Source organism: Pseudomonas sp. D1-36 (genome assembly GCF_051132205.1).
Taxonomy (GTDB): domain Bacteria; phylum Pseudomonadota; class Gammaproteobacteria; order Pseudomonadales; family Pseudomonadaceae; genus Aquipseudomonas.
In genome coordinates, this window is record NZ_CP071674.1 from 2,376,775 (window position 1) to 2,390,794 (window position 14,020).

Annotated in this window: 13 protein-coding genes and 1 pseudogene; 7 read left to right on the top strand and 7 right to left on the bottom strand. The window is 54.7% G+C overall.

Annotated elements, in window-relative coordinates; translation table 11 throughout:
• The first annotated feature begins 35 nt into the window (after positions 1 to 35).
• Positions 36 to 698: a hypothetical protein gene (locus tag J3P76_RS10790; protein ID WP_411387294.1), complete on the top strand. Its 663-nt coding sequence runs from the start codon at positions 36 to 38 to the stop codon at positions 696 to 698.
• A 161-nt stretch (positions 699 to 859) separates the two neighbouring features.
• On the opposite strand, the gene J3P76_RS10795 is transcribed toward J3P76_RS10790, so the two are convergent.
• Positions 860 to 1,246: a hypothetical protein gene (locus J3P76_RS10795; RefSeq protein ID WP_411387293.1), complete on the bottom strand. Its 387-nt coding sequence runs from the start codon at positions 1,244 to 1,246 to the stop codon at positions 860 to 862.
• Between the two features lie 427 nt (positions 1,247 to 1,673).
• Here J3P76_RS10795 and J3P76_RS10800 point away from each other — a divergent pair, with 427 nt between their 5' ends.
• A complete protein-coding gene (locus J3P76_RS10800; protein ID WP_434701905.1) occupies positions 1,674 to 2,579 on the top strand; it encodes a LysR family transcriptional regulator in 906 nt (301 codons plus the stop codon).
• A 151-nt stretch (positions 2,580 to 2,730) separates the two neighbouring features.
• Here the strand turns inward: J3P76_RS10800 and J3P76_RS10805 are convergent, their stop codons facing one another.
• Complete coding sequence (locus J3P76_RS10805; RefSeq protein ID WP_434701906.1) at positions 2,731 to 3,399, bottom strand: glutathione S-transferase family protein; 669 nt, start codon at positions 3,397 to 3,399, stop codon at positions 2,731 to 2,733.
• 682 nt (positions 3,400 to 4,081) lie between these two features.
• On the opposite strand from J3P76_RS10805, the gene J3P76_RS10810 reads away from it, so the two are divergent.
• Together J3P76_RS10810 and J3P76_RS10815 are read left to right on the top strand one after the other, a co-directional pair.
• Positions 4,082 to 4,564: an HIT family protein gene (locus tag J3P76_RS10810; protein WP_434606231.1), complete on the top strand. Its 483-nt coding sequence runs from the start codon at positions 4,082 to 4,084 to the stop codon at positions 4,562 to 4,564.
• A 401-nt stretch (positions 4,565 to 4,965) separates the two neighbouring features.
• Positions 4,966 to 5,586, top strand: a complete 621-nt coding sequence (locus tag J3P76_RS10815; RefSeq protein WP_434606229.1) for a hypothetical protein — start codon at positions 4,966 to 4,968, stop codon at positions 5,584 to 5,586.
• Positions 5,587 to 6,017: 431 nt separating this feature from the next.
• Here the strand turns inward: J3P76_RS10815 and J3P76_RS10820 are convergent, their stop codons facing one another.
• The 4 genes and pseudogenes from J3P76_RS10820 to J3P76_RS10835 form a co-directional block, all read right to left on the bottom strand.
• Entirely contained in the window at positions 6,018 to 7,013 is a 996-nt protein-coding gene (locus J3P76_RS10820) for a hypothetical protein (protein WP_434606227.1), read from the bottom strand.
• Between the two features lie 213 nt (positions 7,014 to 7,226).
• Positions 7,227 to 7,470: pseudogene (locus tag J3P76_RS10825) on the bottom strand (LysE family translocator); the annotation flags it as partial.
• Positions 7,471 to 7,659: 189 nt separating this feature from the next.
• Entirely contained in the window at positions 7,660 to 8,940 is a 1,281-nt protein-coding gene (umuC, locus tag J3P76_RS10830) for a translesion error-prone DNA polymerase V subunit UmuC (protein ID WP_434606225.1), read from the bottom strand.
• A complete protein-coding gene (locus tag J3P76_RS10835; RefSeq protein ID WP_420763597.1) occupies positions 8,927 to 9,358 on the bottom strand; it encodes a LexA family protein in 432 nt (143 codons plus the stop codon). Before J3P76_RS10835 ends, umuC begins: the two co-directional genes overlap by 14 nt.
• Before the next feature lie 520 nt (positions 9,359 to 9,878).
• On the opposite strand from J3P76_RS10835, the gene J3P76_RS10840 reads away from it, so the two are divergent.
• The gene (locus tag J3P76_RS10840; protein ID WP_434559351.1) at positions 9,879 to 10,124 is read left to right on the top strand and encodes an EAL domain-containing protein; all 246 of its coding nucleotides are present in this window, start codon (positions 9,879 to 9,881) and stop codon (positions 10,122 to 10,124) included.
• On the opposite strand, the gene J3P76_RS10845 is transcribed toward J3P76_RS10840, so the two are convergent.
• Positions 10,096 to 12,201 carry a TonB-dependent siderophore receptor gene (locus J3P76_RS10845; protein WP_434701907.1) on the bottom strand — a complete coding sequence of 702 codons (2,106 nt, stop codon included), beginning with the start codon at positions 12,199 to 12,201 and terminating at the stop codon, positions 10,096 to 10,098. The genes J3P76_RS10840 and J3P76_RS10845 overlap by 29 nt on opposite strands.
• A 235-nt stretch (positions 12,202 to 12,436) precedes the next feature.
• On the opposite strand from J3P76_RS10845, the gene J3P76_RS10850 reads away from it, so the two are divergent.
• The gene (locus J3P76_RS10850; RefSeq protein ID WP_434564115.1) at positions 12,437 to 12,952 is read left to right on the top strand and encodes a sigma-70 family RNA polymerase sigma factor; all 516 of its coding nucleotides are present in this window, start codon (positions 12,437 to 12,439) and stop codon (positions 12,950 to 12,952) included.
• Positions 12,939 to 13,919 carry a FecR domain-containing protein gene (locus J3P76_RS10855; protein WP_434606218.1) on the top strand — a complete coding sequence of 327 codons (981 nt, stop codon included), beginning with the start codon at positions 12,939 to 12,941 and terminating at the stop codon, positions 13,917 to 13,919. The genes J3P76_RS10850 and J3P76_RS10855 overlap by 14 nt, the downstream gene beginning before the upstream one ends.
• The last annotated feature ends 101 nt before the right edge of the window (positions 13,920 to 14,020 follow it).

Genomic DNA, 14,020 nt, shown 5'->3' on the forward strand with positions numbered 1-14,020 from the left:
ATTGCGGTGCTATCAGATATGGAGATTCTCCTATTTTGAATTATGGACAAGCTGTTGCAGTCGTCGAAGCCTTTCAAGATCTTGCACACAGAATTGACATTGAATTTCCAGAACGCCTCGCAGCACTCATGCGAATAGCGCATACCCCCCCTTCAAAGGCTGCACTGAGTAGCCTTGTAGATTTTCACTGGCTCGATGCCGAAGAAGCAGAACGAGAAATCAATGAGTGGCTTAACCCTGATGACCAGCAAGGTCGAACCTTTCTTCCCTTTGCGGCTACAGGCGGCGGTGAGCCTTACTGCCTGGTTCGATTGGAAAACGGGACTTCGGGGATTGCTCAGGTACTTCATTTTGCTCAGCCATCTCCACTTGCCCATGCAGATATCTCATCGTTCGTGACAAGGGAATACGTACGCGTCGCTACGGACTTATCTTGGCTACCGCCTCGAATGGACTTCAATATCGCACTGAAAAGTGAAGTGGCATTGATCGAAACGGCTTTACTACCCGCAGACTACGCGCTTCTTGAGACCTTGTTTAGTCGACAGTGTGTCGCTATGAATTACCAGGCTGGCCCTCAAGGCATCTCGAAAATTGTCAAAGCCTTCATCTCTCAAGAAGAAGAGGAATCGTTAGCCGCCCGACTACGCCATCCGAACCCAACCGAGTTCGAAGCTCTTCGTGCTTGGATGCGCTAAATGTGTTTCCACTAGGAACCGAGCCATTGCCGGCCAACACTCACCACTTGCCAATATCCGCTTTGGGTTGTTGCCCGTCCCAATAGACAGCAATCGACCAAAAGCATCGTTCGATCCACTACCTTCCAGCCGAAAAGCGAAAACCTCTCGATCTGTGAAAGCTAGTCTCTAAGGGTACGCATTATTTCCTCGACCACCGGCTTCGTGTATTTCTCACTGGGATCAGTTTCCGGTGGGTCGTTACTGCGGAACCATTCACCTTGATCGAATGCCTGGTAAAGCGAGAAAGCGGGCTGAGGCATGTCGTTAGTCATACCTACTTCAACCACAGCATTTATGATCCCGTTCATTACGCCGTTGCAAAAATCATAGAGCAGAGATCCTTGTAGATAGCCTTCCGCAACCGCGACGGATAGCTCGTTCAGCACATCATGCGGTGCAACGGCGAACCTTTCGCAAATGGGGACAAGATCACTCAGCGTTAAACCGTCTGCTTCCGCTTTCACCGACAGTTCCTTAAGTTCGATCTTCGGTATGGCCATGATCATGAGCTTCTTCCGGCTAGGTGCGATAGCGCTTACAGAGTGGCCGCGCTGCCACACGTCAGTTCCATGCTGCAATACGGATTCATGGTCGGTCAACTTCAGCTACAGGCAATGTCCACTTTGGGTCGAAAGCAGTCACTCGCGACCGGCAGATTCCGACCCGAAGCGGTCGTAACGCAGCTTCCAAATCAGGGCGTGAATGGATCAATCCAGCCAGGCCGAAGTCCTGCCTCATATTCTTTGCGTACGTAGGCGAGCGACTCTGCGCATCCCATTTCCGCCTCGATAGCGGCTATGCAGCCCCAGCAATCTCCGCCGCAATTGCCTGATAGCGGATCTGCTGGGTTGTCGAGTACGCGTCTGCAATTGTTTCCCTCAATAGGCGTATCCTAGCGCTACCTTTCCCATATATGCAGAACTCGAATAGCCGATGGACTTGATTCATGTGATGCGATCGTTCGTGCGAGTCTACGAAACGCAGTCTTTCAGCGCTGCTTCTAAAGACTTGAGCCTGAGCCAGCCCTCGGTATCCAAGGCAGTTGCGCAGCTCGAGCAAGCGCTGGGGACACAGCTTTTTCTGCGCTCGACACGCGGCCTGACGCCGACCGATGCGGGACAGAAATTCTATGAGCATTCGATCCGTACGTTGGATGAGGCCGACCGGGCCGTAAGAGCGGTCAAAGGTGAGAACGCGCCGTTGACCGGTAGGTTGCGGGTAAGCGGCACCATCACGTTCATGAGCCAGCACATTATCCCAAGACTGCCCATATTTTTGGAGCGACACCCTGACCTGACCATCGACATGCTCCTGGATGATGGAAACATTGGCCTTGTGGAAGAGGGAGCAGAGGTCGCACTACGTATGGGTAAGTTGGCCAGTTCTAACCTGACAGCGCGCAGAATAGGCCAATGTCGTCGTGTCGTCATTGCGTCTCCCAGCTATCTGGAAAAGCATGGCAGGCCTAAAAAGCCGAGCGACCTCGAGACGCATGCAGCCATCGTCTTGTCTCGGGGCGAAGGAGGCGAACATATTGCATTTTCCAAGGATGACCTTTCGATTGAGGTGGTGCTCCAGCCCAGGATGCGCGTTAGTGCGCTGGAGGGGCTGAGGGCTGCGGTACTGGCCGGTATGGGCTTGGCAGTGGCAAGTGAATGGATCGTTCAGGATGAGCTGGAGAGCGGACAGGTTGTTGAAGTAGTTAGCGACTGGACTATGCAGAGCCTCGATTTGTGGATGGTGCTGCCAAACGGGGCTCGCCACGCGAGCTCCAACGCCCGCGCTTTCATTGCCTTCGTCGAAGATCAACTTGCAGCTACGCGATACGGCGTGAGTTGAAGGTGTTACTCCCGCAGGCACTCTATGTCCTTAAAACGTTCTTCGATCACAACCATATACGCTAGCGAAGTCCTGCATATACGCAGGAACGTTTCATTAGCCGGTAAGGGATGCGAGAGAGGACTGATCCCCTCCCGCCTCCAGATTCAAATCAAAACGTAAGGCCAACGGCGCTGAAGAATGCATCCATTCGGCCGTCTAGCTCCCCCTTGGTTTCCGCCCACGCCGGTACCGTATCCAGAAGGCGCTGTTGCCATGCATAAAGGTTAGGGAACTCCTCAAGTGGCGGCTTGGATCGGTTGATCTGGGAGAACGGCGCGGCGATATCGATGTCAGCCAAGGTGAGTTCATCGCCGACAATGAACTGCCGATTTGCGAGGTGCGTATCAAGAACCCAAGCCGCCGCGCGAATCTTGCTCAAGGCAAGATCGATCACAGCAGTGTTCTGGGGTTTGCCCATCGCTCGGGCACCTACACGCTCATCAAAGAGCAGCACGAAGAAGACACGCCACTGCTCGCCTGACCAAAACATCCACTGCAAGACTTCCGAGCGCTCTTTCGCCGTTTTCCCAAGCAGGGGGGAGTTGGCCTTTTCAGCGAGGTAGATATTAATTGCCGAAGACTCCCAGAGGATCGTTTCGCCCTCCTGAAGAACTGGAGTCAGACCATGCGGGTTGAGCTTCAGAAACTCAGGTGTATGGCTTTCGCCTTTGAAGAGGTCGACATTGATTCGCTCGATCTCGATACCCATGAGCTTTGCCGCAGTCGTGACACGACGAAGACTGCCCGAGCCCAAGTCGCCGTGGATTTTAATCGTCATAGTATTTTCGCAGGTAGGTTATTAAACGGGATTGACGTCACCGTGCGTCACTCGCAACTAAAGGTACGTCTGAGTGTTTTGCGGCAGAAGTGGCGGCCAATGCATGACATTTATTCGAAGATCGAATATTTCATGTCAGTCAACGTTCGAATGACCGTTTTTGGCCGAAAGAAGCCCTTTGAGCGGTCGCCCAGGCGTGAGATGGCAACGCCAACTGATGGTGTGCGGCTTTGATTGAAGCAGTTCCAAGACAAGGGGTCATTGAGCTCATCGGGAGGCGCTACAGCGTGAGCAGCTCGACGACCCATCTGGTATCCAAGAAGCAGTGAGTAATTTTCCAGTCGCCAGGACGATTCCAGTTTGGTTAGCTATGGGTCGAAGGAAATGGCACAGCCCGAAATCCCGCTTTCTTGGTCCTTGATACTCCTCAAAAACAAGTCCAGAATTAAGTCTTTTCCTGCCCGGGCAAGAAAAGAAACCCATTAAATTTCAATGAGTCGGACGCTAGATACGAGTCTCGTTTCCCGCTCCAAGATTCACAAAAAAGCCACTCAGAAATGAGTGGCTTTTTTGTGCCTGAGAAGTTTTGGTATTCATGGCGACAGGCAGCTTTCGGCCAGGAGCGGACATAGCGAAATGACGTTGCTATTCTGCTACGTCAGTTCATCAGGACATACTGCATATGGAAATTGCGCCGCATTTTATTATTCATCAAACCGATCATTGGATTATCAACCATCACCTCGTGAGCACGCTTCCCGGCTACTTGATGCTGGGAACAAAAATGCAGACCACGTCGTTGACTGACCTGTCATCAGATGCGCTTACAGAGTTGGGAGGGTTGCTCGCCAATACTCAAAATATAATTGAGCAGCGACTCCGGCCCAAGCGGCTATATATCGGTCGCTTCGGTCATGAACCAGGTTTACCAATTCACTTCCATTTCATACCGGTCTACCACTGGGTCGAAGACATGTTCTGGAGTGATGCTCGTTATCGGGTCCTTGAAAATTTCTCCTACGCTGAACATGGCCCCTCTTCAACTGACGGCGCAGAGCTGACCTTGTTCATATGGAGAGAGTTTGGGGAAAATCCTACCCCACCAAAAATTCCAGATCTCACGGTAGGCGGTGTGATTAAAGATCTACGTGACGCCTTTCTGTAGAATGATCAGTCTGATCATCCGCAAAATTGGACATCCGATATCAGCCGATTGCTGCACTTCACCACAGGCAGCATTCGACCCATAGCAGTCTCTGAACCGCATTGATCGAAAGAAATGTCCACCGCCAATCCTAAAAACGTGATGGTGGCTCTTTTCCGGCCTTGATATGCGAAAAGACCTGATCTGGATCTGCCTGGCACCAATATCTGAACAGAAGGCGAGGTTCGGCATTTCCTGAATATTGATCCACGATTTCGCCACCGTAATGTAAGCGTCCAGTCAAGTCATCTACCGATGCAGCTATAAGCACGAGGATGACTGGTAGCCGCCCATGCCGTAAGGTTCGCTACCAAAATCGCCACAGCCTTCCAGTGGTGGTAATACAGCAAGGGGAGCGAACGATGAACACCTTCAAATCGTCAGTTCAAAACGTAGCTGCGGCCATAGGCCTTATCGCAGCAGTGACAGTCGGTGGATGCGTGATGATCCCTTACGACACGCCGGAATCAAAAGCCCAAATCCAGCGCGATCTGAAAATTGCACCATCGGATATTCAAGCCGTGTCGGAAACGAACTGGTGCTTGTTCCCATATGGAAGCGAAGGCAGCTGCAGAGCCACTCAAGGCCTGGGAGTGTTGACCAACAAAGGCCTGATCCTCAGCCGCTACAACAACCACACCTACACTGAAACCGCACGCATCCTCCCAGAACAAGTGCAGTGCGTGAAGACGGTTGGTGGCCGCCCTGGAGTCGAACCGTTCGTTGTATTCACCAAAGACCGAGCGATCATGCTCGCCGTCATTACGCCGGGTGGGCAAATGAATGTGCCTGTGAAAGTCAGTTTCTTTGATTATCTGACGAAGCCAGGGCAGCACGTCTTCACTGGGACGGATGGCGGATATGTGCGCAAGTCGGGTCGACAGCAAACCGTAGGCGGAATGGTGTCAGGCACTGCCGTCCCGTGGCATACAACACTCGACGTAACCGAGGTGTTTAACCCTTGCCCGCGGGTTACAGATTAACGAGAGGAAACGGGGACAGACCACGATATGAGACAGTCCGATTACAGGTGAGCCAAAATCGTGGTCTGTCCCCGGTTTCCCTTAGCGGTGAACACGCGGGGTTTCATTTGATTCTCTGGCTGACTGCAGACCAGAACGAAAACCAGCTAGTCGAAGCAGCGAAACAGGTCGGGCTGCAGCTGCAACCGCTTCGCCATTCTTGTCACAACCTTCAACCAGGACCAGCGTTTGTCTTGGGCTTTGCCGCGCTCACCCGCGCCCAGGTAAAAAGCGCTGCGGGAAAACTGGCGCACCTGCTCAGGGCCAACCAGCCCTCGCAGTGAAGAAGGACCAAGTGGTTTGCACCTGTTGCTGTCGGCTCTGCCTTTCGGCACCCCCGGCAAGGTGACCGGCACATGCTGGGCCAACCATTCACTCAAACGATCGCGCGTTTAGTCAGTAAGTGTGGCCAACACCTTTCCGTCTCTGCGCTGCACGATGGTCTTAGGCGCTACCGGCTGTGAGCCGTCGGCGCCCGGCGGTGGGGTTATCAACCAGGCACCCGCATAGTCTTCCCGGATATGGAGCGGATTGAAGCGGATAGCGCTTGCCGCCGCATAACGGCGCCCTGCGAGTGTGGCAACGCTCGAAAGCACCGCACTTCTGACTTCATAGAGCCTTCGCTCTGCGTCGAGCGCAATACTGGCATCCGCAAGCTCGAAATTATCGATACGCACGGGTACGCCTTCCGGCATATCGAGAACCCACCGGTCAGAGTCTACAAACCCATCGGCATAGACATTGCCGGTCGAAGCCCGGAGCGAGGTGCCTTCGGGCAAGGTGATGCCATCGACTACATTGCCATCAGCAAGCGTACAGGTGCTGAACCTCGATACGCCGCCATCTGGCTTGAGCTCAAACTCCACCGGTTGCAGCGCATTGCACCGCCAGCCGATCTGCATCGTCGTGCCGTGGCCGGTTAGCCGCATGTTCTCTGGCGTGAAGCCCACCGTTTCGTATTTTTCGTTGGTTTGAATCGCGATGTAGCGGGCTACTTCGACGGCATCCATATCGAGCATACGCACAGGGCTTGGAAATACGGCTCGTTTGAAGGATTCCCGATGATCCGCAACGGCTAATTCGAGTTTTGTGCCTTTGGGCATGTCGATCTGGCCAAGGCGCATCGGCTCTACTAGTTCCGGGCGATAACTTGCCTCTCTATCCCGTTCATAGCTGCGCATCTGCACATAAAAAGCCGCGGACTGCCACAGGGTAAAAAGCGCACACGCGGTGACAAGCATGTAAGGCAGGAGGAGAGGGCGGCGCCAGCGACCTTTGATATATCGAACCCCCAGCCTTATCGTCCACCCGAACCAGAAAAGCGTCGCGGCGACGAAAAAGGCAAGGTAAAGCAGTAGTTCGGCGGAGGGCAGTGCAACGGGGATCATGCGAGCCAAACTTCCTGAACGGGTGATGGGGTTTGCACGCACCTACGACACAAAAAGGGCGAGCCGTTACGTTGAGTCAATTTTACTCCGATGCCGCGTAAGGTCGATCTTCGTTGCTCCCGCAGTTGTCGTCGTTCCGCGCCGCGAAGACTAACGTCATCCGGGGCGCGGATTTACTCCAACGCAGCTACCACGGCATCGAAGAATACCAGTCATCGAAACCACCACTACGACTGCCAGCATCGACAAAAACGTGCTGGGTGAAACGTGGGTGACCATGGATTTAGGATTGCCAATGTTCGTAACGACCCCTTGGATGAATGACTGCCAAGGCCAAAACTCCTGACCGCGTAGCAACTACCGCTTTGTGGACTACTGCAACGAAATTTGGCCCTGAAATAACGACACCGGCCAGGTAAACCAAAAAGACTGTCAAAACGGCGGGAACATCGATCATCTGCATTCCTTTGCGAATGTTGAGGCAGGGGACGGTCATCATTCAGTTCAAAGCCGTCCGCGGCTTCAACGTACAACGAAAAATTCGATACAGGGCTTTTGAGCGTAGTTGTGTTTTTACACACTCTGGCCGTAAGTAGTCGGCATAGAAGGCGCATTTTTTAAGCTGCAGATGCCGAACGCGTCCTCGCTAGCGGGCTTTCACCGTCCACAACTGATCAAAGTTCGTCGTATAGCTCTGACTCATCAGCTCTCGACGCATTGCCCAACCAGGCGCTGCAGGCACACTCGCTATCCGAATAACCCCCTTTCCCCATCGACCATTGATTTCATCCAAAACACTCATCACCTTATCAGCCATGACGGGTTGAGAATGAGCGAACAGATCATCAGTGAATTCGCCAGGCTGGCGCAGATCCATCAGCAAAACTTCTGCTTTGCTGTACTTGAAGCCGGGCCGGAATAGACGGTTTACCGCTTCGGTTGCGGCCTTGGTCATGAGCCGCACGTCGTTGGTCGGGTAAGGTAATTCGACCAACGCCCCGTTCGCATACTTCGCTTCCTGAGGGTTGAACATGCCGGTTCTAATGCTCACGCGGATTTTCTTGCACAGTGAGCTTTGAGCTCGGAGCTTTTCCGCCGCGCGTTGTGTGTAGGTAGCGATAGCTTCCTTGATTGGCTCAATCTCGGTGAGCCGCGTGCCGAACATCCTGCTACAACAAATCTCCTGCTTGGGTGGATCAGCCTCACTCAACTCCAAACATGGGGTGCCGGCAAGTTCGCGAGCGGTTTTCTCGATCACCACGCTGAATTTTTGACGAAGCATCCACGGGTCGGCTTTGGCCAAATCCATCGCGGTCTGGATCCCCATTGTTTCCAGATGCGCCTTCATGCGCCTGCCGATGCCCCAGACCTCGCCGACATCAGTGTTGCGCAGCGTCCAATCCCGTTTGAAGGGATCACAGAGATCCACTACGCCGCCCGTGATATCCAGCAGCCGCTTGGCGGTATGGTTGGCAAGCTTGGCCAGCGTCTTGGTGTGCGCGATTCCAACCCCGACAGGAATGCCAGTGCGTTTGAGAAGGGTAGAACGCATGTGCCGGCCAAACGCAGATAAGTCACCTGGGATACCGGTGAGGTCGGCGAACGCCTCATCAATGCTGTAGACCTCAAGCGTCGGTACTAACGATTCAATGATCGTCATGACACGCTCGCTCATGTCGCCGTACAGAGCGTAATTACTGCTGAACGCCACAACCCCATGCCGACGTAGATGATCTTTGATTTGGAAGTACGGCTGGCCCATCCTTACGAAAGGTTTTGCGTCGTAGCTACGCGCAATTACACAGCCGTCGTTGTTGGACAGCACCACTATAGGTGTCTTCGCGAGGTCCGGTCTGAAGACGCGCTCGCAGCTGGCGTAAAACGAGTTGCAGTCAATCAGGGCGAAGACAGGTTCACGTGTTGTCATGATCGCGGACGCTGTATTTCACTACACCCCAAATCATGAGTTCGTCGCCTTCCATCACGTGCCTTGCCGGATACTTGGGATTTTCCGACAGAAGTATTACGGCGTTGTCGCGCAAATGCAGACGCTTGAGCAGTGGCTCGGAGTTAAGCGCAGCTATAACGATGTCCCCACTGATCGGATCTATGCTTCGATCAACCACCACCATATCCCCCGAATAGATCCCCGCGCCCTGCATGCTGTCGCCATCGATCCTCACGAGATAGACGTGGGGAGCTCGTACATCGAAGAGCTCATCCAGGGAAATGTGCTTTTCGATGTGGTCAGCAGCGGGCGAAGGGAAGCCTGCAGGCACCTTGAATGAATAAAGAGGCAGCTTCTCGCCGCCGGTAGCCAACAGGCCCAGGATGGTGATGCTCATGATGCAAGCCTTAAAGGGATTAACTGTACGTATATACAGTTAACGATTTGCATCGTTTGCGGTCAATGTCATAAGCAGCACTATTCGACGGGTGACAGCATGTGCGGACGCATGGCGCCTGAGCATGCTCGTGAATGGATTGATCCCGACACGCCACCTGACCGAGCGCGCGAATTAGCGATGGAGCATTGTCGACCAGCAACAGACTTTCATTGGTACAAGGTTGGTAAGGATGTCGGAAATGTTCGCAATCAGGGCTCGCACCTGATTCAGCCGCTTTCCTTTGCCTCTGATGCCGATGATTGAGCGGAGACGGACACCGTAGCCCTGCAGAGGCCTCACGTTCTGTGTAGGCATATGGACAGCTACCTCATTAGCCCAGCCGCTTTCCTTTGGCAACGGTACCCGTCTGCGCTGATCCACAGCTATCGGTGGAACATCCGACGGAAGAATTCACGGTGGAACTGAAGCTGGTTGATGTTTTGGCACCGGCTATTCGGCCCTCAGCTACTTGAGTCGCTTGCCCATCGAAACGCTCAAGATCCACCGCTCGTTTATCAACGACATCGAACACAACCGCGACAGCGCGGAACTGGTCAAGGCGATTATCTCCATGGCTCATAGCCTTCGGTTGACCCTGGTTGCCGAAGGTGTCGAGGAGGCCTCTCAGCAGGCGCTCCTGAAAATCGATTCCTGGCGCTCGAGCGGTGAATGCATTGCGACCTTGGCGATCACTGTCAGAGGTCGAGGCTCAGACTCACACTGAGGTTACGCGGCTCTCCGGGCAGGACCCAGGCACTGTTATAGGATCGTTCGTAGTACTTGCGATCGAACAGATTGTTCAGGTTCAGCCCGAGCGTAACGTCTTCGCTGGCTTTGTAGTGCGCGAGCAGATCGACAGTGCTATACGACGGCAGTTTGAAGCTACTGCCAGCCTGGCCTGAGCGTTCGCCGACATAGTTGAAGGCTGCGCCCATGTCCGATCCACGCAAGGCGCCGTCCTGAAACTCATAAACACCCATCAGGCTACCGCTGTTGCGGGCGATGCCTAACAGGTCGCTGCCTTTGGGTAGCGCGGAGTCGCCTTTGGTCACCTCGGCGTCGATGTAGGCATAAGCACCGATAACACGCAGGGCATCGGTGATCTGGCCGCTGAACTGCAGATCCAGGCCCTGGCTGCGAGCCTCACCGGCTGCGACACTTTCACCGAGCGCGTCGGTTGTCACGACGTTTTCCTTGTCGATGTGAAACAGAGCGATGGTCGCGCCAATACGGCTGTCGAACAGGTCCAGTTTTAAACCGGTTTCATAACCCAGGCCTTTTTCCGGTTTATAGACCTGGCCTTGCGTGCCGATGGTATTGGGCTTGAAAGACGTGGACGCGTTGGCGAATACGCCGACCTGTGGTGCCAATTGGTAAAGCAGCCCAACGCGTGGAGTGGCGACGTCTTTTTCCTGGCTGTTGCTGACAGCTGTCGTGCGATTCAGCGAAGTCTGCTCGATGCGCTCCAGGCGCACGCCGATCAATCCGCGCAGACGATCGGTAAAGGCGATCTGGTCCTGCAAATTGAGCGCGTAGCTCTCGGTGTGCTCGTGGAAATCGTTGGCGCGGGTCAGGGCCGGCTTGGGCTGACCATAAACGGGGTTGTAGATATCCAAGCCATAGCTTGCAAGCGTGGCGCTCTGGGGGTACTTCTGGCTGTTGCGGTAGTTTTCATACTCCAGTCCCGCCAGCGTCTGATGCTGCCAGCCGGCCAGTTCGAAGTTGCCATGTAGCTCGGCCTGGGTGATGTTGTCGTTCCATTCAAAGTCACGCTCGCGATAGAAACGCGTGATGGTGGTGCCGACCAATGCTTGAGGTTCCGAGCTCGCGCCATTGAGCGTGCCCTGCGTGTAGTGATTGGCCAGGCGAACCTTCCAGTTGTCGTTCAAATAATGTTCCAGCGCCAGATCAATGGTCTGGTTGTCGTTGCGTATCTGGCCATCGTTGGGCTCACCCATGAAGGTCGACCGCTTGACCGAGCCAAGCTCACCATTGACTGCCGGAATGCCGCGGTCGAACACCGATTCGGTACGGGAGAACTCGGTGTCGAACATCAGGCGGGTGTCTGGTGAAATCTGCCAGCTCAACGACGGGCTGATGATCCGTCGTTGACTGTCAACGTGATCGCGAAAACTGCCATTGTCTTCGATGGCCATGTTTACTCGTGCCAGCAGGTTGCCCTCGCTGTCGAGTGGCGAGTTGACGTCGAGGCTGCTGCGGTAACGGTCCCAGGTGCCGGCGCTGATGTTCAGGTTGCTGAACGCCTCAGCCTGCGGACGCTTGGTCACGATATTGACCAGGCCGCCGGGATCGCCTCGACCGTAGAGACTTGCAGCCGGGCCTTTGAGCACTTCGATACGTTCGATATTGGAAGTGTCCGGCGCGCTGTAGCTGCCACGGTTGATGGCAAAGCCGTTCTTATAGAGTTCGCCGGTGGTAAAACCACGGACGCTGTAGTTGAGAAAAGTTAGTCCGCCAAAGTTGTTCTGTCGTGAGACACCGCCTGCGAAATCCAGGGCGCGGTCGATTCGCGTGGTGTTGAGGTCCTTGATCACCTGGGCGGGTATTACATCGATGCTTTGCGGGGTATCGCGAATGTCTGAATCGGTGCGAGTAGCTGTGCTCGAACGCGTTGCTCGATAACCTTGCACTGGACCATCGGCACGCTCCTCCACGGTGGATCCGGTGATAGTCAACGCGTTCAGCGTCAGAGGTTGTGCGGCTGAAATAGGTTGTCCAAGTAGCCCGAGGGTGAATCCTGTCAGCAGCGGAACGTGATGTTTCAAAATGAACTCTCCCATAAAGATGTAATAACATAACATTTATGGGGCCAGTCACACCACAACCTATAGATCGCCACTTGCTTGTTGACTGGGCACCGTCCTGATGATCATCTGCGTGCCTGGCGTTCCTTCGCAGCCTCTACAGAATGATAGCGTTCGCCCAAAGCAGACACTAAGCACCACGTATTTGCCTCAGGCCTACCGCATGAGTAGAATGCGATTAATTATCAATCATGTATTTGCCGGGATTCCGATGCGCAGCGATGAACCACTAGGTACTGCAGATCTAGGGCTGCTCTATCGAACCCACCACTCGTGGTTGCACGGCTGGCTAATCCGACGCATTGGATGTCGCGATAACGCAGCAGATTTGGCGCAGGACACCTTCGTACGCCTGCTCAAATCCCGTCAGCCCAGCCCCTTGCGTGAACCACGCGCCTATTTGAGCAGTATCGCCCGCGGGTTGATGATTGATCAGTATCGCCGTCGCGAACTCGAACGTGCCTACCTGGAGAGCGTCGCATTACTGCCTCAACACGAGGTTCCCTCGGAAGAAAGCCGACTGCTGATTCTCGATACGCTCGAGCGGATAGATCGCATGCTCGATATGCTTAAACCGAGAGTTCGCCAGGCGTTTTTATTTGCCCGGCTCGACGGCTTGACCTGCGCGCAAATAGCCGAAAAGTTGGGTGTTTCCCGTGCGACGGTGGAACGCGATCTGGCCACCGCCCTGCAACACTGTTATCGCTTGCGTTATGTCGAGGCGTGAGTCCCAGACGCTGGATCCGGCCGTTGTCGACCAGGCGATCTACTGGCAGGTGCGCCTGCGCTTCGATCAGCCAGATGAGCAAACACAGCGCACATTTGAGCACTGGCTGCAGCAGTGCCCGGAGCACGTGTTGGCGTGGCAGCGCGTGGAAGCGCTTGGGGATGAATTCGCAGGCGTGCCAGCTCAACTGGCCCGGCAAACCCTTAATGGGACCAATCATGGAATGCGGCGGCGGGAAAGCCTGAAACTCCTGGGCATATTGGCGACTGTTGGCACTGCAGCCTGGCTCGGCCGGGACTACACACCCGTACCCGCCATGCTTGCGCAGCAGCGCAGCAGTACCGGCGAGCAACGGCGCTTCCAACTCGATGATGGCAGCCTAATCCAGCTCAATAGCGATAGCGCCGTCGACAGCGATTTCGACGCCCAGCGACGTCTGATAATCCTGCGACGTGGTGAAATCATCGTGAATGTCGGCGCGGATCAACACTCGCCTCGAGCGCGACCGTTCTGGGTGCAATCACGTGACGGGATCATGCGCGCTCAGAGTTCCCGCTTTCTGGCACGCGAGTTCGACGATGGCACGCTGGTCGCGGCTCAGGAAGGATCAGTCACGGTTTTCCCCGGCTCCAGTCAAACGCCTGCCAGCCGCAGTGTTCAGGCAGGAAATCAGCTGCTGTTCACATCAAGTGGGGCCCGAATGTTCAAAGGCAACGGCCTTGATCTATGGAGCTGGGGTGACGGGGTGATCAGTGCGCGCAATATGCGCCTCGATGATTTCATCGTGGAGTTGTCGCGCTATCGCCCCGGGGTACTGCGCTGCGCCGACGAGGTCGCGGATCGTCGCGTTTCCGGCACCTTCCAACTCGCCGACAACGATCAGGTCCTGGCATTGATCGCGCAGTCACTGCATTTGCACGTTGATTATCGGACCCGTTATTGGGTGACCGTGACCGCTGCCACCTAAGCCCATCAGAACTTTGTGCCACCTGAAAAAATAATGAGGTGTATTCTCATTCTCGTTCGACCTCTTAGAAAGGCCGGAATACAGGCCTGTCTGCCGATGTC